At 68.9% G+C, this 18873-nt stretch carries 25 protein-coding genes; 3 read left to right on the top strand and 22 right to left on the bottom strand.

The features are described 5' to 3' along the window. Positions 1 to 56 precede the first annotated feature (56 nt). Together coaA and AB0411_RS33120 are read left to right on the top strand one after the other, a co-directional pair. On the top strand, positions 57 to 1040 hold the full coding sequence (gene coaA / locus AB0411_RS33115) for a type I pantothenate kinase (RefSeq protein ID WP_366420977.1): 984 nt from the start codon (positions 57 to 59) through the stop codon (positions 1038 to 1040). A gap of 13 nt (positions 1041 to 1053) precedes the next feature. Next, positions 1054 to 1992 (top strand): DUF389 domain-containing protein, encoded by a 939-nt coding sequence (locus tag AB0411_RS33120; RefSeq protein WP_366420978.1) that lies wholly within the window; start codon positions 1054 to 1056, stop codon positions 1990 to 1992. Between the two features lie 88 nt (positions 1993 to 2080). Here AB0411_RS33120 and glmM read toward each other — a convergent pair whose 3' ends face one another. The 4 genes from glmM to AB0411_RS33140 all read right to left on the bottom strand — a co-directional run bounded on the left by glmM (position 2081) and on the right by AB0411_RS33140 (position 6500). After that, positions 2081 to 3439, bottom strand: a complete 1359-nt coding sequence (gene glmM / locus AB0411_RS33125; RefSeq protein WP_366420979.1) for a phosphoglucosamine mutase — start codon at positions 3437 to 3439, stop codon at positions 2081 to 2083. A gap of 140 nt (positions 3440 to 3579) precedes the next feature. Next, entirely contained in the window at positions 3580 to 4083 is a 504-nt protein-coding gene (gene rpsI, locus AB0411_RS33130) for a 30S ribosomal protein S9 (protein WP_086719508.1), read from the bottom strand. 45 nt (positions 4084 to 4128) lie between these two features. After that, a complete protein-coding gene (gene rplM / locus AB0411_RS33135) occupies positions 4129 to 4572 on the bottom strand; it encodes a 50S ribosomal protein L13 (RefSeq protein WP_361318349.1) in 444 nt (147 codons plus the stop codon). A 293-nt stretch (positions 4573 to 4865) separates the two neighbouring features. Continuing rightward, the gene (locus AB0411_RS33140; RefSeq protein ID WP_366420980.1) at positions 4866 to 6500 is read right to left on the bottom strand and encodes an ABC-F family ATP-binding cassette domain-containing protein; all 1635 of its coding nucleotides are present in this window, start codon (positions 6498 to 6500) and stop codon (positions 4866 to 4868) included. A gap of 56 nt (positions 6501 to 6556) precedes the next feature. Here AB0411_RS33140 and AB0411_RS33145 point away from each other — a divergent pair, with 56 nt between their 5' ends. Continuing rightward, complete coding sequence (locus AB0411_RS33145) at positions 6557 to 7429, top strand: hypothetical protein (RefSeq protein ID WP_366420981.1); 873 nt, start codon at positions 6557 to 6559, stop codon at positions 7427 to 7429. Between the two features lie 57 nt (positions 7430 to 7486). Here AB0411_RS33145 and truA read toward each other — a convergent pair whose 3' ends face one another. From truA to AB0411_RS33235, 18 genes are all read right to left on the bottom strand, one after another. Further along, a complete protein-coding gene (gene truA / locus AB0411_RS33150) occupies positions 7487 to 8350 on the bottom strand; it encodes a tRNA pseudouridine(38-40) synthase TruA (RefSeq protein WP_366420982.1) in 864 nt (287 codons plus the stop codon). A 149-nt stretch (positions 8351 to 8499) separates the two neighbouring features. Next, entirely contained in the window at positions 8500 to 8967 is a 468-nt protein-coding gene (gene rplQ / locus AB0411_RS33155; RefSeq protein WP_030074813.1) for a 50S ribosomal protein L17, read from the bottom strand. 185 nt (positions 8968 to 9152) lie between these two features. Further along, the gene (locus AB0411_RS33160) at positions 9153 to 10175 is read right to left on the bottom strand and encodes a DNA-directed RNA polymerase subunit alpha (protein WP_003956430.1); all 1023 of its coding nucleotides are present in this window, start codon (positions 10173 to 10175) and stop codon (positions 9153 to 9155) included. A 109-nt stretch (positions 10176 to 10284) separates the two neighbouring features. Continuing rightward, positions 10285 to 10911 carry a 30S ribosomal protein S4 gene (gene rpsD, locus AB0411_RS33165; RefSeq protein ID WP_311623450.1) on the bottom strand — a complete coding sequence of 209 codons (627 nt, stop codon included), beginning with the start codon at positions 10909 to 10911 and terminating at the stop codon, positions 10285 to 10287. A 26-nt stretch (positions 10912 to 10937) separates the two neighbouring features. Further along, positions 10938 to 11342 (bottom strand): 30S ribosomal protein S11, encoded by a 405-nt coding sequence (rpsK, locus tag AB0411_RS33170; RefSeq protein WP_004571845.1) that lies wholly within the window; start codon positions 11340 to 11342, stop codon positions 10938 to 10940. A 96-nt stretch (positions 11343 to 11438) separates the two neighbouring features. Further along, complete coding sequence (gene rpsM / locus AB0411_RS33175; protein ID WP_030074809.1) at positions 11439 to 11819, bottom strand: 30S ribosomal protein S13; 381 nt, start codon at positions 11817 to 11819, stop codon at positions 11439 to 11441. A 198-nt stretch (positions 11820 to 12017) separates the two neighbouring features. Further along, a complete protein-coding gene (rpmJ, locus tag AB0411_RS33180; protein WP_003956441.1) occupies positions 12018 to 12131 on the bottom strand; it encodes a 50S ribosomal protein L36 in 114 nt (37 codons plus the stop codon). Positions 12132 to 12191: 60 nt separating this feature from the next. Further along, on the bottom strand, positions 12192 to 12413 hold the full coding sequence (gene infA, locus AB0411_RS33185) for a translation initiation factor IF-1 (RefSeq protein WP_003956442.1): 222 nt from the start codon (positions 12411 to 12413) through the stop codon (positions 12192 to 12194). Positions 12414 to 12656: 243 nt separating this feature from the next. Continuing rightward, a complete protein-coding gene (gene map / locus AB0411_RS33190) occupies positions 12657 to 13493 on the bottom strand; it encodes a type I methionyl aminopeptidase (RefSeq protein ID WP_366420983.1) in 837 nt (278 codons plus the stop codon). 124 nt (positions 13494 to 13617) lie between these two features. After that, positions 13618 to 14274, bottom strand: a complete 657-nt coding sequence (locus AB0411_RS33195; protein ID WP_366420984.1) for an adenylate kinase — start codon at positions 14272 to 14274, stop codon at positions 13618 to 13620. Continuing rightward, on the bottom strand, positions 14274 to 15587 hold the full coding sequence (secY, locus tag AB0411_RS33200; RefSeq protein WP_086717619.1) for a preprotein translocase subunit SecY: 1314 nt from the start codon (positions 15585 to 15587) through the stop codon (positions 14274 to 14276). Before secY ends, AB0411_RS33195 begins: the two co-directional genes overlap by 1 nt. Before the next feature lie 224 nt (positions 15588 to 15811). Continuing rightward, the gene (gene rplO, locus AB0411_RS33205) at positions 15812 to 16267 is read right to left on the bottom strand and encodes a 50S ribosomal protein L15 (RefSeq protein WP_129295749.1); all 456 of its coding nucleotides are present in this window, start codon (positions 16265 to 16267) and stop codon (positions 15812 to 15814) included. A 1-nt stretch (position 16268) separates the two neighbouring features. Further along, on the bottom strand, positions 16269 to 16451 hold the full coding sequence (gene rpmD / locus AB0411_RS33210; RefSeq protein WP_030074796.1) for a 50S ribosomal protein L30: 183 nt from the start codon (positions 16449 to 16451) through the stop codon (positions 16269 to 16271). Beyond that, positions 16451 to 17053: a 30S ribosomal protein S5 gene (gene rpsE / locus AB0411_RS33215; RefSeq protein WP_006604888.1), complete on the bottom strand. Its 603-nt coding sequence runs from the start codon at positions 17051 to 17053 to the stop codon at positions 16451 to 16453. Before rpsE ends, rpmD begins: the two co-directional genes overlap by 1 nt. A 46-nt stretch (positions 17054 to 17099) precedes the next feature. Beyond that, positions 17100 to 17483: a 50S ribosomal protein L18 gene (gene rplR / locus AB0411_RS33220; RefSeq protein ID WP_086717614.1), complete on the bottom strand. Its 384-nt coding sequence runs from the start codon at positions 17481 to 17483 to the stop codon at positions 17100 to 17102. Between the two features lie 3 nt (positions 17484 to 17486). Then, positions 17487 to 18026, bottom strand: a complete 540-nt coding sequence (gene rplF, locus AB0411_RS33225) for a 50S ribosomal protein L6 (protein ID WP_086717613.1) — start codon at positions 18024 to 18026, stop codon at positions 17487 to 17489. 22 nt (positions 18027 to 18048) lie between these two features. Continuing rightward, positions 18049 to 18447 carry a 30S ribosomal protein S8 gene (gene rpsH / locus AB0411_RS33230; RefSeq protein WP_006604885.1) on the bottom strand — a complete coding sequence of 133 codons (399 nt, stop codon included), beginning with the start codon at positions 18445 to 18447 and terminating at the stop codon, positions 18049 to 18051. A gap of 238 nt (positions 18448 to 18685) precedes the next feature. Then, the gene (locus AB0411_RS33235) at positions 18686 to 18871 is read right to left on the bottom strand and encodes a type Z 30S ribosomal protein S14 (protein ID WP_004571834.1); all 186 of its coding nucleotides are present in this window, start codon (positions 18869 to 18871) and stop codon (positions 18686 to 18688) included. Between the last annotated feature and the right edge of the window lie 2 nt (positions 18872 to 18873).

Genomic DNA, 18873 nt, shown 5'->3' on the forward strand with positions numbered 1-18873 from the left:
ACCCCGGCCGGACACCCCGAGATGAACGGCGTGTGGCGGCTGCGCACAATGGGCCCGTGCCCCTGACGACCGATCCGCAGCAACGACGCCGCGCCGACCGCTCCCCGTACGTCGATCTGACGCGCGCGCAGTGGAGCGCCCTGCGGGAGAAGACCCCGCTGCCCCTGACGGCCGACGAGGTCGAACGACTGCGGGGCCTGGGCGACGTCATCGACCTCGACGAGGTACGCGACGTCTACCTCCCGCTGTCCCGGCTCCTCAACCTCTACGTCGGCGCCACCAGCAACCTGCGCGGCGCGCTGAACACCTTCCTCGGCGACGCGGGCGGCGGCCCCCAGCCCGGCACCCCGTTCGTCATCGGGGTCGCGGGCAGCGTGGCCGTCGGGAAGTCCACCACCGCCCGGCTGCTGCAGGCGCTGCTGGCGCGGTGGCCCGAGCATCCGCGGGTCGAGCTGGTCACCACCGACGGTTTCCTGTTCCCCAACGGCGAGCTGCACCGCCGCGGCCTGATGTCCCGCAAGGGCTTCCCGGAGTCCTACGACCGGCGGGCGCTGACCCGCTTCGTCGCGGACGTGAAGGCCGGCAAGGCCGAGGTGACCGCGCCGGTCTACTCCCACCTGATCTACGACATCGTGCCCGGCGAGCGGCTGACCGTGCACCGCCCCGACATCCTCATCGTCGAGGGCCTGAACGTCCTGCAGCCGGCGCTGCCCGGCAAGGACGGCCGCACCCGCCTCGGGCTCGCCGACTTCTTCGACTTCTCCGTCTACGTCGACGCCCGCACCGAGGACATCGAGAAGTGGTACCTCGGCCGCTTCCGCAAGCTGCGCGAGACCGCCTTCCAGAACCCGTTCTCGTACTTCCGCAAGTACACCCAGGTCTCCGAGGACGAGGCCCTCGACTACGCCCGCATGATCTGGCGCACCGTCAACAAGCCCAACCTGCAGCAGAACGTCGCCCCCACCCGCGGCCGCGCCAACCTGGTGCTGCGCAAGGGGCCGGACCACAAGGTGCAGCGCCTGTCGTTGCGCAAGCTCTAGGGAGTCGCCCGCCGTGCTGCATCTACGCCTGATCGTGCCCGGGAACCGCACCGACGAGGTGCTCCGGCTGCTGGAGACGACCGTCGGGGTGACCCACCTGGTCGTGCTCGGCGGGGCGGCCCGCGACCCGCAGGGCGACGTGGTGATGTGCGACGTCGCCCGGGAGGCCGCCGACGGCCTGCTGGCGGGGCTGCGGGCGGCGGAGCTGGACCGGACCGGTTCGATCGCGCTGGAGAACATCGACCTGTCGCTCTCCCGGCGGGCCGAGCGGGCGGCGGACGACGCCCCCGGCGAGGGCGCCGACGCCGTGCTGTGGGAGTCGCTGACCGACGCCACCCACGAGGAGTCCACGCTCTCCGCGACCTATCTGGCGTTCCTGACGGTCGCCACGATGATCGCGGCCTGCGGTGTGGTCCTCGACAACGCGATCCTGATCGTCGGGGCGATGGCCGTGGGCCCGGAGTTCGGGCCGCTGGCCGGCATCTGCACCGCGCTCGTGCGGCGGGCGCCGCGGCTGGCCTGGCGCTCCCTGGTGGCGCTGCTGGTGGGGTTCGCGGTGGCGATGGCGGTGACCGTGGGCTTCAGCCTCTTCATGGACGCGGTCGGCCTCTTCCACGTCGAGGACCTGGCCGCCGCGCGCCCCAACACCAACTTCATCTACCGGCCCGACTGGTTCTCGTTCGTCGTCGCGGTGCTCGCCGGGGTCGCCGGGGTCCTCTCGCTGACGTCGGCGAAGTCGGGCGCCCTGGTCGGTGTGGCGATCTCCGTGACCACCGTCCCGGCCGCCGCCAACGCCGCGGTGGCGCTCGGCTACCGCGCCTACGGCCAGGCCTGGCACTCCATGGAGCAGCTGCTGCTGAACCTGGCGGGCATCGTCCTGGCCGGCACCCTGACCCTGATCGTCCAGAAGCTGCTGTGGGCCCGGCACGCCACCCGGCAGAAGGCCGGCTAGACGCCGTCCCGCGGCCCCGCCCGCACGGCGAAGGCCCCGCCCCATTCGGGGACCGGGGCCTTCGCCGTGCCGGGACAGGAGCGCCGGGCTAGCCCAGCGCGGACTTGACCGCGTCGGCCAGCCGCTCGGCGACCGCCCGCGCCTGCTCGATGTCCGCGGCCTCCACCATCACCCGGACCAGCGGCTCGGTGCCGGACGGTCGCAGCAGCACCCGGCCGGTGGCGCCCAGCTCCCGCTCCGCCTCGGCGACCGCGGTGGTCAGCTCGGGAGCGGTGGCCACCCGCGACCTGTCGACGTCGGGGACGTTGATGAGGATCTGCGGCAGCCGCTCCATGACGCCCGCCAGCTCGGCCAGCGACCGGCCGGTCGCGGCGACCCGGGCGCCCAGCATCAGGCCCGTCAGCGTGCCGTCGCCGGTGGTGGCGTGGTCCAGCACGATCACATGCCCGGACTGCTCGCCGCCCAGCGCGAAGCCGTGGGCCTTCATCTCCTCCAGGACGTACCGGTCGCCGACCGCGGTCTGCACGAGGTCGATGCCCGCCCGCTCCATGGCGAGCTTGAAGCCCAGGTTGGACATCACGGTGGCGACGACGGTGTTCTTGCGCAGCATCCCCGCCTCGCGCATCCCGAGCGCCAGGACGGCCAGGATCTGGTCGCCGTCGACCTCGTTGCCCTCGCGGTCCACGGCCAGGCAGCGGTCCGCGTCGCCGTCGTGGGCGACTCCGAGGTCGGCGCCGTGCTCGACCACGGCCGCGCGCAGCAGCCCCAGGTGGGTGGAGCCGCAGCCGTCGTTGATGTTCAGGCCGTCGGGCTCGGTGCCGATCGTGATGACCTCGGCGCCGGCCCGCGCGAAGGCCTCGGGCGAGACCCGGGCCGCCGCGCCGTGGGCGCCGTCGATGACGATCTTCAGCCCGTCGAGGCGGTTGGGCAGCACGCCGACGAGGTGCGCGACGTAGTTGTCGAAGCCCTCGTCGTAGACGGTGACCCGGCCCACGCCGGCGCCGGTCGGCCGCTCCCAGGGCTCACCGGAGCTGTGCGCCCGGTAGGTCTCCTCGATGCGGTCCTCCAGCTCGTCGGCGAGCTTGTGGCCGCCGCGGGCGAAGAACTTGATGCCGTTGTCGGGCATCGGGTTGTGGCTGGCGGAGAGCATCACGCCGAGGTCCGCGCCGAGCGAGCCGGTCAGATAGGCGACCGCCGGGGTCGGGAGCACACCCACCCGCAGCACGTCCACGCCGGCGCTGGCCAGGCCCGCGACGACCGCGGCCTCCAGGAATTCACCGGACGCGCGTGGATCGCGTCCGACCACCGCCACCGGCCGGTGACCTTCGAAGGTGCCCGCCTCGGCGAGTACATGCGCCGCAGCGACCGACAGACCGAGCGCCAGCTCCGCCGTCAGGTCCGCATTGGCGACACCGCGCACACCGTCAGTGCCGAAGAGTCGTCCCACTGGTGTCCTCCGAGTAGATGAGCTTGGACCAGAGCATGAAGTCCAGGTATACGCCCCTGGTCCCGGATAGCCGAACGCCCCGGCAGCACGGAGGTGCCACCGGGGCGTTCGCCAAGAGCTGCATGGTGCAGCGCGCGCGGTTAGCGCTTGCTGTACTGCGGCGCCTTACGGGCCTTCTTCAGACCGGCCTTCTTGCGCTCGACCGCACGGTCGTCACGCTTGAGGAATCCGGCCTTCTTCAGCGCGCCGCGGTTGTTGTCCACGTCCGCCTCGTTCAGCGCACGGGCCACGCCCAGGCGCAGCGCACCGGCCTGGCCGGAGATGCCGCCGCCGGAGATGCGGGCAACCACGTCGTAGCGGTTGTCGAGCTCGAGCACCTTGAAGGGCTCGTTGACTTCCTGCTGGTGCACCTTGTTGGGGAAGTAGCCCTCGAGGGTGCGACCGTTGATCTTCCACTGGCCGGTGCCCGGGACGATCCGGACGCGGGCGATGGCGTTCTTGCGACGGCCCAGGCCGGCCGCCGGCTGCGGGTCGCCGAAGCGGGAGGCGAGGGACTCGGAGGTGTACTCCGACTCCACGACCTCGGTCTCGGTGGTGTACTCCTCGACCTCGTCCAGCGGGGTCTCGGGGGTGGTCTCAGCCACGATGCTCCTTGAGAATTCTCTGTCGTCTTAGGGGGTGGCCGGGACTTACTGCGCGACCTGGGTGATCTCGAACGGGACCGGCTGCTGCGCAGCGTGCGGGTGCTCGGCGCCCGCGTAGACCTTCAGCTTCGAGAGCATCTGACGGCCGAGGGTGTTCTTGGGGAGCATGCCCTTGATGGCCTTCTCGACGGCCTTCTCGGGGTTCTTGTCGAGCAGCTCGTCGTAGCGGACGGAGCGCAGACCACCCGGGAAGCCCGAGTGGCGGTAGGCCATCTTCTGGGTCCGCTTGTTGCCGGACAGGTGCACCTTGTCGGCGTTGACGATGATGACGAAGTCACCCGTGTCAACGTGCGGCGCGTAGACCGGCTTGTGCTTGCCCCGCAGGAGGGACGCGGCCTGGCTGGCCAGACGGCCCAGGACAACGTCCTGCGCGTCAATGATGTGCCACTGGCGCTGGACATCGCCGGGCTTGGGGCTGAACGTACGCACGTCTTAGCCTTCGCTTCTGAGTGAATGGGTCCTGTACTGGCCGCCGTGGCCGATCACGCAGCAGGGCGGCACTACGGGTGACGCAACCCGATCGTCCGCCGCTGGTCATCGGCCCAGGGACCGGCGTAAGGGCCCCTCACGTGAGATAGAGCAAGCCAATACGCATAACGAACCAGCAGAATACCGGGCCGTCCCCAGCGGGGTCAAAACGCACCCCGGACCGGCGTGCGGCCCCCGTACCGCCGCCCCGCACGGTCACCACCGGTGCCGGTCCGGCCACCCGCAGGCACCGTCTAGCGCTGCCGCTCCACCCGCCGCTCGTCCCACACCGGCTCCGAGGTCTCCCGGACCAGCCCGTCCGAGCCGAACACCAGGAAGCGGTCGAAGGACCGCGCGAACCACCGGTCGTGCGTCACCGCCACCACCGTCCCCTCGTACGCCTCCAGCCCCTCCTGCAGCGCCTCCGCCGACTCCAGGTCCAGGTTGTCCGTCGGCTCGTCGAGCAGCAGGGCCGTCGTGCCGGACAGCTCCAGCAGCAGGATCTGGAAGCGCGCCTGCTGGCCGCCGGAGAGCCGCTCGAAACGCTGCTCGGCCTGCTGCTCCAGCTCGTAGCGGCGCAGCGCCGACATGGCCTGGCCCTTGTCCCTGGCGTGCTCGGTCCACAGGATGTCGAGCAGGGTGCGGCCCAGCAGCTCGGGGTGGGCATGGGTCTGCGCGAAGTGGCCGGGGACGACCCGGGCGCCCAGCTTCCAGCTGCCGGTGTGCGCGACGGGGTTGTCGTCGTCGCCGGCCAGCAGGCGCAGGAAGTGGGACTTGCCCGAGCCGTTGGAGCCGAGGACCGCGACCCGCTCGCCGTAGAAGATCTCCAGGTCGAACGGCTTCATCAGGCCGGTGAGCGCCAGATTCTCGCAGGTCACCGCCCGGACGCCGGTACGTCCGCCGCGCAGCCGCATCGTGATGTCCTGCTCGCGCGGCGGCTCCGGCGGCGGCCCGGCCTCCTCGAACTTCCGCAGCCGGGTCTGCGCCGCCGCGTAGCGCGAGGCCAGCTCATGGCTGACCGAGGCCGCCTGCCGCAGCGAGACCACCAGCTTCTTCAGCTGCGCGTGCTTCTCGTCCCAGCGCCGCCGCAGCTCCTCGAAGCGGGCGAAGCGCTCCTTGCGCGCCTGGTGGTAGGTGCCGAAGCCGGCGCCGTGCACCCAGACGTCGGAGCCCGCCGGCCCCGGCTCGACGCTGACGATCTTCTCCGCGGCCCGGGCCAGCAGCTCCCGGTCGTGGGAGACGAACAGCACCGTCTTACGGGTCTGCCGCAGCTGCTCCTCCAGCCAGCGCTTGCCGGGCACGTCCAGATAGTTGTCCGGCTCGTCCAGCAGCAGCACCTCGTCCGGGCCGCGCAGCAGCGACTCCAGCACCAGCCGCTTCTGCTCGCCCCCGGACAGCGTGCGCACCTTGCGCCACTGCGCCTTCTCGTACGGCATCCCCAGCGCCGCCGTCGTGCAGATGTCCCAGGCCGTCTCGGCCTCGTAGCCGCGCGCCTCGGCCCAGTCGCTGAGCGCCTGGGCATAGGCCATCTGCGCGGCCTCGTCGTCGCCCTCGGCGGTCATCATCGCCAGCTCGGCGGCGTCGACCGCGGCCGCCGCCTGCCGGATCGGCGGCTGCGCCACGGAGACCAGCAGGTCGCGCACCGTGCGCTCGTCCCGTACGGAGCCCACGAACTGCGGCATCACGCCCAGTCCGCCGCTGACGGTCACCGCCCCGCCGTGCGGCTGCAGCTCCCCCGCGATCAGCCGCAGCAGCGTCGTCTTGCCCGCGCCGTTGGCCCCCACCAGCGCGACCGACGCGCCCTCCCCCACCCGGAAGGACACATCCCCCAGCAGGACCCTCCCGTCCGGCAGGTAGTACTCCAGATGTCCGGCCTCAAGATGTCCCATGAGCGGGATTGTGACCGGCCGTTCCGCATTCCACCAACCCCATTAGGATGCGCGGCATGAGCTTTGGGCAAGGGGGGCCGTTCGACGGCCCCGGGGGTTCTTCGTCGTCCACTCCGGACTGGAGCGCACTCGCCGAGGAGAGCGAGGCACAGTCCCGCCGCAAACGCCTGCTGTGGATCGGCGGCGGAGCGCTGGCGGCCCTCGCGGTGGCCGGCATCGTCACCGTCGCCGTCCTGAGCGGCGGCAGCGGCGGCGCGGGCGGCAACCCGGCGGCGTCGCCCACGGCGTCCGACCAGGCCGCGGCGCCGGACGACAAGCCGAACTTCCCCGACGTCTCCGTGCCGCCCCCGCCCAACCCGCGGGACTTCATCTCCGACCCGAAGAAGGACACGGCGCCGCTCACCCCCGCCACCCTCTTCCCGCAGAAGAGCATGGTCGTCGGCGAGCACGCCTACCCCCGCACCCGCACCGCCACCACCAAGGACTGCACCGCCGGCGCCCAGGGGCCGCTGGTCTCCTCGCTGTCCCACAACGGCTGCAAGCAGCTGCTGCGCGCCACGTACGCCAAGGGCGGCGTCGCCGTCACCATCGGCGTCGCGGTCTTCGACTCGCCCGCCAAGGCCGCCAAGGTCATGAACGAGAACCGGGCGAACCTCATGCCGCTGCCCGGCGCCGGCGTCCCCGCGGACTTCTGCCAGGGCACCAAGTGCCGGATGGCGACCAACGCCACCGGCCGCTACGCCTACTTCACCATCGCCGGCTACCTCAACGGCAAGGACGTCACCAACACCGAGACCAAGGCCCGGCAGATCGCCCGGGACGGCGGTGCCTACGCGTTCAGCCAGATCACCCAGCGCGGCAAGGACCAGGCCGCGAAGGTCGCCGAGCAGCAGCTGAAGGAAGCCCAGAAGAAGGCCGGCAAGTCCTGACCGCCTCCGGTGGCGCCGCCCCGCCGGGCGGCGCCCCCAGGCCGCGGGCGCCGGCGCTCAGCAGCAGCCCGCGCCGCCGCCCCCGGGCAGCGTCCGCTTGTTCCGCGCCTCCTGGTTGCGGGCCATCAGCAGCTCGTCGGCCGGGTAGCCGACCTCCTCCAGCGTCAGCCCGTGCGGCCGCACCACATGCACCGCGGAGTCCCGCACCCCGGCGGCCAGCACCTTCCCGGGCCACTCCACCGGCCGGTGCCCGTCGCCGACGAACAGCATCGCCCCCACCAGCGACCGCACCATGTTGTGGCAGAACGCGTCCGCCCGCACCGTCGCCGTGATGATCCCGTCCGCCCCGCGCGACCAGCTCAGCTCCTGCAGCGTGCGGATCGTCGTCGCGCCCTCCCGCCGCTTGCAGTACGCGGCGAAGTCGTGCTCGCCCAGCAGCGGCCGCGAGGCCTCGTTCATCGCCTCGACGTCCAGCTCCCAGTCGTGCCACAGCACATGGCCGCGCAGCAGCGGATCCACGCCCCCGTGGTGGTCGGTCACCCGGTACGCGTACCGCCGCCAGATCGCCGAGAACCGCGCGTTGAAGCCGTACGGCGCCTCGTCCAGCCGCCACACCCGCACGTCCTTCGGGAGCCGCCCGGCCAGACGCCGCAGCAGCTTGTCCCGGTGCTCGGCCCACAGCGCGGCGGGCAGGTCCACATGCGCCACCTGTCCGCGCGCATGCACCCCCGCGTCCGTCCGCCCGGCGACCGTGAGCTCGTACGTCTCCCCGGACCGGGTCACGGTGCGCAGCGCGTCCTCGATCTCCCCCTGCACGGTGCGCCGGCCGCCGGCCTGCTTCGCCCACCCGGAGAAGTCCTTTCCGTCGTAGGAAAGGTCCATCCGCACCCGGACGAACCCGGGCTTCACTTCGTCACTCACGACAGCAATCCTCCCTCACGCCGCGGGCGGCCGATCCGCACGGGCCCGCCCCGGGCACCGCACCGCCCGGCGGCCAGCCGCGGCAGCCCCCGTGCATGCGAAAGCGGGCCCGCCCCCAAGGGCGGACCCGCTCACACGTCGGTCAGGACTCAGGCGTCCTTCGACTCCTCGGTCGCCTCGGCAGCCGTGGCCGCCTCCGCGTCCTTGGCCGCACGCTTGGTCGCGGCCTCGGCCTCACCGGTGGCCTGCTGGGCCACGGTCAGCGCCTCCACCAGCTCGATGACGGCCATGGGCGCGTTGTCGCCACGGCGGTTACCGATCTTGGTGATACGGGTGTAGCCACCCGGACGGTTCTCGAACCGCGGGGCGATCTCCGTGAAGAGCGTGTGCACGACGCTCTTGTCCGAGATCAGCTGCATGACCTGACGGCGGTTGTGAAGGTCGCCCTTCTTCGCCTTGGTCACCAGACGCTCCGCGTACGGACGCAGACGACGGGCCTTGGCCTCGGTCGTCGTGATGCGGCCGTGCTCGAAGAGCGAGGTGGCCAGGTTGCGCAGCATGAGGCGCTCGTGCGCAGCGCTGCCGCCCAGACGGGCACCCTTGGCGGGCTTCGGCATGGTGTATCTCCTTCATTGCTGCACCGGCCGTATCAGGTACCGGTGTCAGTTCCCACGAGGCGGGCGCCCCGCGGAAGATTCTGCATTCTCCGGGGGATGCCCCCCGTGCCCCCAGCCGGAAACCCCAGCCGGTGGTCAGCACGGCTGGGGCCCGGGAATGGCTCCCGGGCCCCAGCCGGACGAACTCAGTACTGCTCGGTCTCCACGAAGCCCGCGTCCGCGTCGTCGTCGGCGCCGAACGCGTCGGCGGCGGCGGTCGGGTCGAATCCGGGCGGGCTGTCCTTGAGGGCCAGGCCCATGCCGGCCAGCTTCGCCTTGACCTCGTCGATCGACTTCGCACCGAAGTTGCGGATGTCGAGCAGGTCCGCCTCGGAGCGCGCCACGAGCTCACCCACGGAGTGGATGCCCTCACGCTTGAGGCAGTTGTAGGAGCGGACCGTGAGCTCCAGCTCCTCGATCGGCAGCGCCAGGTCGGCGGCCAGGGCGGCGTCCGTCGGGGACGGGCCCATGTCGATGCCCTCGGCGTCGATGTTGAGCTCGCGCGCCAGACCGAACAGCTCGACCAGGGTCTTGCCGGCGGACGCCATGGCGTCACGCGGGCGCATGGCCTGCTTGGTCTCGACGTCGACGATCAGCTTGTCGAAGTCGGTGCGCTGCTCGACACGGGTCGCCTCGACCTTGTAGGTGACCTTGAGCACGGGGCTGTAGATGGAGTCGACCGGGATACGGCCGATCTCCTGGCCCACCTGCTTGTTCTGGACGGCGGAGACGTAGCCGCGACCGCGCTCGACGGTCAGCTCCATCTCCAGCTTGCCCTTGCCGTTGAGCGTGGCGAGGACCAGGTCCGGGTTGTGCACCTCGACACCGGCCGGCGGGGCGATGTCCGCGGCGGTGACCAGGCCGGGGCCCTGCTTGCGCAGGTACATCACGACCGGCTCGTCGTGCTCCGAGGAGACGACCAGCTGCTTGATGTTGAGGATGAGGTCGGTGACGTCCTCCTTGACGCCCGGCACGGTGGTGAACTCGTGCAGGACACCGTCGATGCGGATGGACGTGACCGCCGCACCCGGGATCGAGGACAGGAGGGTCCGACGCAGGGAGTTGCCGAGGGTGTAGCCGAAGCCCGGCTCCAGCGGCTCGATCACGAACCGGGAGCGGTATTCGTCGACGACCTCTTCGGTCAACGAGGGACGCTGAGCAATCAGCATGGTGTTCGATCCTTCAGTCGTGGACGCCCGCTATTTGACGCCCGCTGTACTGACAAGGGTACGGGCGGCACGGCGCCATCGGCTCCGTACCGCCCCCACCGGTCAGCTCTTACTTGGAGTAGAGCTCAACGATCAGCTGCTCCTGCACCTGGGTGTCGATCACCTGGCGCTCGGGCATGCTGTGCACGAGGATCCGCAGGTTCGAGGGAATCGCTTCCAGCCAGGCCGGAACGGTCCTCTCGCCGGCCTCGGCCTGCGCCACCGCGAACGGGGTCAGGTTCCGAGAGCCCTGGCGGACCTCGACGATGTCGTTCACGGCCACGCGAGCCGACGGAATGTCGGTCTTGCGGCCGTTCACCGTGATGTGTCCGTGACGGACCAGCTGACGCGCGTGGTCGCGGGACTTGGCAAAGCCGGCCCGGTAGACCACGTTGTCGAGACGCGTCTCAAGGATGCGCAGAAGGTTCTCACCGGTCTTGCCGGTCTTCTGGTTCGCTTCCTTGTAGTAGTTCACGAACTGCTTCTCCAGGACACCGTAGATACGGCTGCACTTCTGCTTCTCACGAAGCTGGAGCAGGTACTCGCTGTCCTTGGTGCGCCCGCGACCGTGCTCACCCGGGGGGTAAGGACGGATCTCGATCGGGCACTTTGCGCTCTCGCACTTGCTCCCCTTGAGGAAGAGCTTCTGCTTCTCCCGACGGCAACGCTTGCAGTCGGCCCCGGTGTAACGCGCCATATTGTTTTGTCTCCTACTTCAGCTGGTCAGACGCGGCGGCGCTTGGGCGGGCGGCATCCGTTGTGCGGAGTGGGGGTGACGTCCTGGATCGAGCCGACCTCGAGGCCGGTGGCCTGGAGGGAGCGGATCGCGGTCTCACGGCCGGAGCCGGGACCCTTGACGAAGACGTCGACCTTGCGCATGCCGTGCTCCTGCGCGCGGCGGGCGGCCGACTCGGCGGCCATCTGCGCGGCGAAGGGGGTGGACTTGCGCGAGCCCTTGAAGCCGACGTGGCCGGCAGAGGCCCAAGAGATCACGTTGCCCGTGGGGTCGGTGATCGAGACGATCGTGTTGTTGAACGTGCTCTTGATGTGAGCGTGCCCGTGGGCGACGTTCTTCTTCTCCTTGCGGCGCACCTTCTTGGCGCCGGCCGTACGGCCCTTCGGAGGCATTCATTACTCCCGTGGAGGTGGTCGGTCCTACAGCGAAGACCGCTTGCAGGGGCCTGGGGGACGTCCCCCAGAGCACACAGTGCGTCCTGCTGAGGACTACTTCTTGCCCGGCTTCTTCTTGCCGGCGATCGCGCGACGCGGGCCCTTGCGGGTACGCGCGTTCGTGCTGGTGCGCTGACCGTGCACCGGCAGACCGCGGCGGTGACGCAGACCCTGGTAGCAGCCGATCTCGACCTTGCGGCGGATGTCGGCCTGGATCTCGCGACGGAGGTCACCCTCGGTCTTGAGGTTGTTGTCCACGTACTCGCGGATCTTGATGAGGTCTTCCTCGGCAAGGTCGCGAACACGGGTGTTCGGGTTCACGCCGGTGGCGGCGAGAGTCTGCTGAGACAGCGTCCGCCCGATACCGAAGACGTAGGTGAGGGCGACCTCCACACGCTTTTCGCGCGGGAGATCAACGCCTGCGAGGCGTGCCATTGATGTGGCTCCTGATGGCTATTCGGAGGTCTTCCGCAGCACCGTTCCCGTAAGACTCTGCAGAATTACGAGCCGGGTCCCCGGCCTCCGAGCCGGGGGTGTCGTCCCCACGCGAGTGATGCGGGGGTCGGGTGACTGCGTATGTACGTATGTGCTTGCGTCGCGCGAAAACTGCGAAATGCAGGTGGTCGGCGTGCGTCAGCCCTGGCGCTGCTTGTGGCGCAGGTTGTCGCAGATGACCATGACCCGGCCGTGGCGGCGGATCACCTTGCACTTGTCGCAGATCTTCTTGACGCTCGGCTTGACCTTCATGGGATGTGAGGTTCTCCGGGTCAGTGCCGTCACCCCACGGGAGCGGGGCGGCGACAAGATCTACTTGTAGCGGTAGACGATCCGGCCACGCGTCAGGTCGTAGGGAGAGAGCTCCACGACGACCCGGTCATCCGGGAGGATACGGATGTAGTGCATCCGCATCTTTCCGCTGATGTGCGCGAGGACCTTGTGACCGTTCTGGAGCTCCACCTTGAACATGGCGTTCGGGAGGGACTCGATCACGGTGCCCTCGATCTCGATGGCACCTTGCTTCTTGGCCACGCTTCGCCCTTCGAATCGGCTACCTTGATCGACTATCCCGCACCACACCCTCGACCAAGAGGGCATACGGATGCACGAGAGCCGACGCGTTAGTCTACGTCAGCACCCGGCAAAAGACGAATCCAGGATTATTGCCCACCCGGGGAGATCCTTACGCCCGGGACCGTCGCCCGGGCGCGTCAGGGCGCCGGGGCGGGTCGCATCAGGGCATCGGCGCGGGGCGTGTCAGAGCGCCGGGGCGGGTCAGGCCAGAGGGTCGGGCGCCGCGGTGATCCCCAGCTCGGCGAGCTTGGCCTTGCCGCCGTCCGGCGCGGTCAGCACCAGCGGACCGTCCTCGGTCAGTGCGACCGAGTGCTCCCAGTGCGAGGACCAGCTGCCGTCGTTCGACTTGACCGTCCAGTCGTCGTCGAGGACATGGGTCTTGGCCGTGCCGAGATTGACCATCGGCTCGATGGCGATGCAGAAGCCGGGCACCAGCTTGGGGCCGCGGCCGCGCTTGCGGTCGACGTAGTTCAGCAGGTGCGGGTCCATGTGCATCTGCGAGCCGATGCCGTGGCCGCCGTAGTCCTCGACGATGCCGTACTTCCCGCTCGCCGGCCGGGGCTGGCGGCGGATGTAGCCCTCGATCGCCTTGGAGATGTCCACCAGCCGGTTGCCCTTGGCGACCGCCGCGATGCCCGCCCACATCGACTCCTCGGTGACCCGGCTCAGCTCGACCAGCTCCGCGGAGTGACCGGAGCCGACGAAGGCGGTGTACGCCGCGTCGCCGTGCCAGCCGTCGATGATCGCGCCGCAGTCGATGGAGATGATGTCGCCGTCCTGCAGCACCGTCTCGGTGTCGGGGATGCCGTGGACGACGACATCGTTGACCGAGGTGCAGATCGTCGCGGGGAAGCCGCCGTAGCCGAGGAAGTTCGACTTCGCTCCGTGCTCGGCGAGCACCTTGCGTGCCGCGTCGTCCAGGTCCTTGGTCGTGGCGCCGGGCACCGCGGCCTCGCGGGTCGCCGCGTGGATGGCGGCGACCACCAGCCCCGCCTCGCGCATCTTCGCGATCTGCTCGGGGGTCTTGATCTCCACCATGGCGGCTGGTGCCTTCCTGAACCGACTGCAACGCATATCCGGCGGTCGTGAACGACCGCCCCGTACACGATACGGCCGCGGTAGCCCTTGCGGGCACCGCGGCCGTATCGGGAGCCGTGTGCTGCTACGCGTCCCGGGACGGCAGGGCCGCCATGGAGCGCCGGGTGACCTCGTCCACCTTCCCCATGGCGGGGATGGTGACGACCAGGTCCTGGTCCTTGTAGTAGTCGATGATCGGCTCGGTCTCCGTGTGGTAGACCTCCAGCCGCTTGCGGACGGTCTCCTCGCGGTCGTCGTCCCGCTGGTACAGCTCGCCGCCGCAGGTGTCGCAGACGCCCTCGGCCCGGGGCTTGTTGTACTCGGCGTGGAAGACGTGGCTGGAGTCGTTGCGGCAGATGCGCCGGCCGGCGATCCGCTTGACCACCTCGTCCTCCGGGACCTCCAGGTCCAGGACGGCGTCGAGCGTGAGGTTCTTGTCCTTGAGGTACTCGTCCAGCGCCTTGGCCTGACCAAGGTTGCGGGGGAAGCCGTCCAGGAGGAAACCGCCGGCCGCGTCGGGCTGCTCCATACGGTCCTCGGCCATCGCGATGGTGACCGAGTCGGGCACCAGGTTGCCGGCGTCCATGTACGACTTCGCCTCGCGGCCGAGGGGCGTGCCCTGGCTGATGTTGGCGCGGAACAGGTCCCCCGTGGAGATGTGCGGGATCTCGAGGTTCTTGGCAAGGTACGCAGCCTGCGTACCCTTGCCGGCCCCCGGGGGTCCGACGAGGACGATTCGCATCAGCGGAGGAACCCTTCGTAGTTGCGCTGCTGAAGCTGGCTCTCGATCTGCTTCACGGTCTCCAGACCCACACCCACGATGATCAGGATGCTCGTCCCGCCGAACGGGAAGTTCTGGTTCGCGTTGAAAAGCACCAACGCCACTGTTGGTACGAGCGCGATCAGCCCCAGGTACAGCGAGCCCGGCCACGTGATCCGGTTGAGCACGTAGCTGAGGTACTCGGCCGTCGGGCGACCAGCCCGGATACCCGGGATGAAGCCACCATACTTCTTCATGTTGTCGGCAACTTCTTCGGGGTTGAAGCTGATGGCGACGTAGAAGAAGGCGAAGAAGACGATCAGCAGGAAGTACGTAACGATGTAAACCGGGTGATTTCCCTTGGTGAAGTTGGTGGCGATCCACGTCGCCCACGCCGCCTTCGACCCGCTGAACTGTGCAACGAGGGCCGGAATGTAGAGCAGCGATGACGCGAAGATGACGGGAATCACACCCGCCTGATTCACCTTGAGCGGGATGTAAGTGGACGTTCCGCCATAGGACCGGCGGCCGATCATCCGCTTCGCGTACTGCACCGGAATGCGCCGCTGCGCCTGCTCGACGAAGACCACCAGGGCGACCATCGCCAGCCCCACCGCGATCACCGCGAAGAACTCGATCCAGCCGTCGGCCAGCTTGCCGGTGAGCTTGATCTGCCACAGCGCGCCCGGGAAGCCGGCGGCGATCGAGATGAACATCAGGATCGACATGCCGTTGCCGATGCCGCGGTCGGTGACGAGCTCACCGAGCCACATGATCAGGCCGGTGCCGGCGGTCATCGTGATGACCATGGTGATCGTGGTGAAGATCGAGTCGCTGGGCACGATCTCGCTGGCGACCGGGCAGCTCTGGAAGAGCGCACCGCTGCGGGCGGTGGCCACCAGGCCGGTGCCCTGCAGGATGGCGAGCGCCACGGTCAGGTAGCGGGTGTACTGGGTGATCTTCGCCTGGCCGGACTGCCCCTCTTTCTTGAGGGCTTCCAGCCGTGGGATCACCACAGTCAGCAGCTGGAGGATGATGCTCGCCGTGATGTACGGCATGATCCCCAGCGCGAAGATCGTGATCTGCAGCAGCGCACCACCGCTGAACATGTTCACCAGGGCGAACAACCCACTGCTTCCGCCGGCCTGCTTCATGCAGGTCTCGACGTTCGCGTAGTTCACCCCGGGGACCGGGACGTGTGCGCCGATCCGGTAGAGCACGATGATGCCCAATGTGAACAGCAGCTTCTTGCGCAGGTCGGGCGTCTTGAACGCTCGGGCGAACGCGGTGAGCACGGTGCCTCCTGCGCCTCCCGCCTGGGCGAGAGGGACGGTCTTGAGGATCGACGAATACTTGGGCGGACTAATACCGCGCGGACACGGCCCGCGCGGCGGGGGTCCGGGACGAAGCCCCGGAAAACAACAGTCCATGCCACCTTACCGGCGACCGTACCCCCGTGGAACGACCAACCGGGGATGCCCCAAACGATGGGCATCCCCGGTCAGTTGAGTCAGCGAACTCAGATGAGCTCGGTGACGGTGCCGCCGGCGGCGGCGATCTTCTCCTTGGCGGAGCCGGAGACGGAGTCGACCGTCACCTGCAGCGCCACGGAGATCTCGCCGGTGCCGAGCACCTTGACGAGCTCGTTCTTGCGCACCGCGCCCTTGGCGACCAGGTCGGTCACCGTGACCTCGCCACCCTGCGGGTAGAGCGCGGCCAGCTTGTCCAGGTTCACGACCTGGAACTGCTTGTGGGCGGGGTTCTTGAAGCCCTTCAGCTTCGGGAGACGCATGTGGAGGGGCATCTGCCCACCCTCGAAGCGCTCCGGAACCTGGTAACGGGCCTTCGTGCCCTTGGTACCACGACCAGCGGTCTTACCCTTGGACGCCTCACCACGACCGACACGGGTCTTGGCGGTCTTGGCACCCGGGGCGGGCCGGAGGTTGTGGACCTTCAGCGGGTTGTTCTCCGCCATGTCAGTCGACCTCCTCAACCGTCACGAGGTGGCGGACGGTGTGCACCATGCCGCGGAACTCGGGACGGTCCTCCTTGACAACCACGTCGTTGAGCCGCTTGAGGCCCAGCGAACGAAGGGTGTCGCGGTGATTCTGCTTGCTACCGATGAAGGACTTCGTCTGCGTGATCTTGAGGTGCGCCATTACGCGGTCACCCCTGCACGCGCCCGCAGCAGAGCGGCGGGAGCAACGTCCTCCAGCGGCAGGCCACGACGGGCCGCGATCTCCTCGGGGCGCTGCAGGCCCTGAAGCGCGGTCACCGTGGCGTGCACGATGTTGATCGGGTTCGACGAGCCGAGCGACTTGCTCAGCACGTCGTGGATGCCCGCGCACTCCAGAACGGCACGCACGGGGCCACCGGCGATCACACCGGTACCGGGGGAAGCCGGCTTGAGCAGGACGACGCCCGCAGCCTTCTCGCCCTGGATGGGGTGAGGGATGGTGCCCTGGATACGGGGGACCTTGAAGAAGTTCTTCTTGGCCTCTTCCACGCCCTTGGCGATGGCAGCCGGAACTTCCTTGGCCTTGCCGTAACCGACACCTACGGTGCCGTCACCGTCGCCCACCACGACCAGCGCGGTGAAGCTGAAGCGACGGCCACCCTTGACAACCTTGGCGACACGGTTGATCGCGACAACGCGCTCAACGTATGCGGTCTTCTCGGCGGCAGCGCCACCGTCGCGACCCTTCCGGTCCCGCCGCTCGCCGCCACCGGCACCGCTCCCGCGGCGCTGGGGTCCAGCCATTGGATTTACCTCTCTCTGTTACGTCCGCTAGCTCCGGAACCGGGGCTTAGAACTTCAGCCCGGCTTCGCGGGCGGCGTCGGCCAGAGCGGCAATCCGCCCGGCGTACTGCTTGCCACCACGGTCGAACACGACGGCCTCGACACCGGCGGCCTTGGCACGCTCGGCGACCAGGGAGCCGACCTTCTTGGCCTGAGCGCTCTTGTCGCCCTCGCCACCACGGATCGACGCGTCCAGGCTCGACGCCGAGGCCACCGTGTGGCCCGCGATGTCGTCGATGACCTGAGCGGTGATGCCACGGTTGGACCGCGTCACCACCAGACGCGGACGCTCCGGGGTACCCGAAATCCGCTTACGGATGCGGATGTGGCGCCGCTTGGCGGCGGCCCGCTTGTAAGCGTCGCCCTTGGCGATCTTCACACCGTATGCCATGGCTTACTTACCAGCCTTTCCGACCTTGCGGCGGATGACCTCGCCGGCGTACTTGACGCCCTTGGCCTTGTACGGGTCAGGCTTGCGCAGCTTGCGGATGTTCGCCGCAACCTCGCCGACCTTCTGCTTGTCGATGCCCTCGACGCTGAGCTTGGTCGGGGACTCGACCTTGAAGGAGATGCCCTCGGGGGCCTCGATCAGGATCGGGTGGCTGTAGCCCAGGGAGAACTCCAGGTTGGAGCCCTTCGCCTGGACGCGGTAACCGACACCGCTGATCTCGAGCGCCTTGCTGTAGCCCTGGGTCACGCCGGTGATCATGTTCGCCACCAGCGTGCGGGACAGGCCGTGCAGGGCCTTGTTCTGACGCTCGTCGTTCGGGCGGGAGACGTTGATGACGCCGTCCTCACCCTTGGCGACCTCGATGGGCGCCGCGACGGTGTGCGAGAGAGAACCCTTGGGGCCCTTCACCGCGACCGTCCGGCCATCGATGGTGACGTCCACACCAGCGGGAACCTGGATGGGCAGCTTGCCAATACGCGACATTAGCTATTCCTCCGTTCCCTGGTTACCAGACGTAGGCGAGGACTTCCCCACCCACGCCCTTCTTGCTGGCCTGCTGACCGGTCAGGAGACCGTGGGACGTGGAGATGATCGCCACGCCCAGGCCGCCGAGGACCTTCGGCAGGTTGGTGGACTTTGCGTAGACCCGCAGGCCCGGCTTCGAGATCCGCTTGATGCCGGCGATCGAGCGCTCGCGGTTCGGGCCGAACTTCAGCTCGAGGACGAGGTTCTTGCCAACCTCGGCGTCCTCGACGCGCCAGCCGGTGATGTAACCCTCCTGCTGGAGGATCTCCGCGATGTGCGACTTGATCTTGCTGTGCGGCATCACGACGGTGTCGTGGTACGCCGAGTTCGCGTTACGCAGACGGGTCAGCATGTCTGCGATGGGATCAGTCATGGTCATGAATTGGCCTTCGGCCTCTCTCGCCGGGGTTTCCTATGTGCGCCATCCCTCTCCCCGATCAGAGTCGGGACGGGTGCGGCGCGGGGACCTACGGCGTAGTAAGCGACTTTATGCGGGCTCGGCCCGCGGTCGGTCTCGGGCGGCGGTGCGCCCAAACCCCTCTACCCTACGGGAAAAGAGGGATGGGCGCCCACCGGCCGAATGCTTACCGAGAGCCCTGGTCGTCCCGATGAAGGGATTACCAGGAGCTCTTGGTCACGCCCGGCAGCTCGCCACGGTGAGCCATCTCACGAAGGCACACGCGGCACAGGCCGAACTTGCGGTACACGGAGTGCGGACGGCCGCAGCGCTGGCAGCGCGTGTACGCGCGGACAGCAAACTTCGGCTTACGAGCCGCCTTAGCGATCAGAGCCTTCTTCGCCACGG

It is taken from the genome of Streptomyces angustmyceticus, from assembly GCF_040701845.1.
In the GTDB taxonomy this organism is placed as follows: Bacteria; Actinomycetota; Actinomycetes; order Streptomycetales; family Streptomycetaceae; genus Streptomyces; species Streptomyces angustmyceticus_A.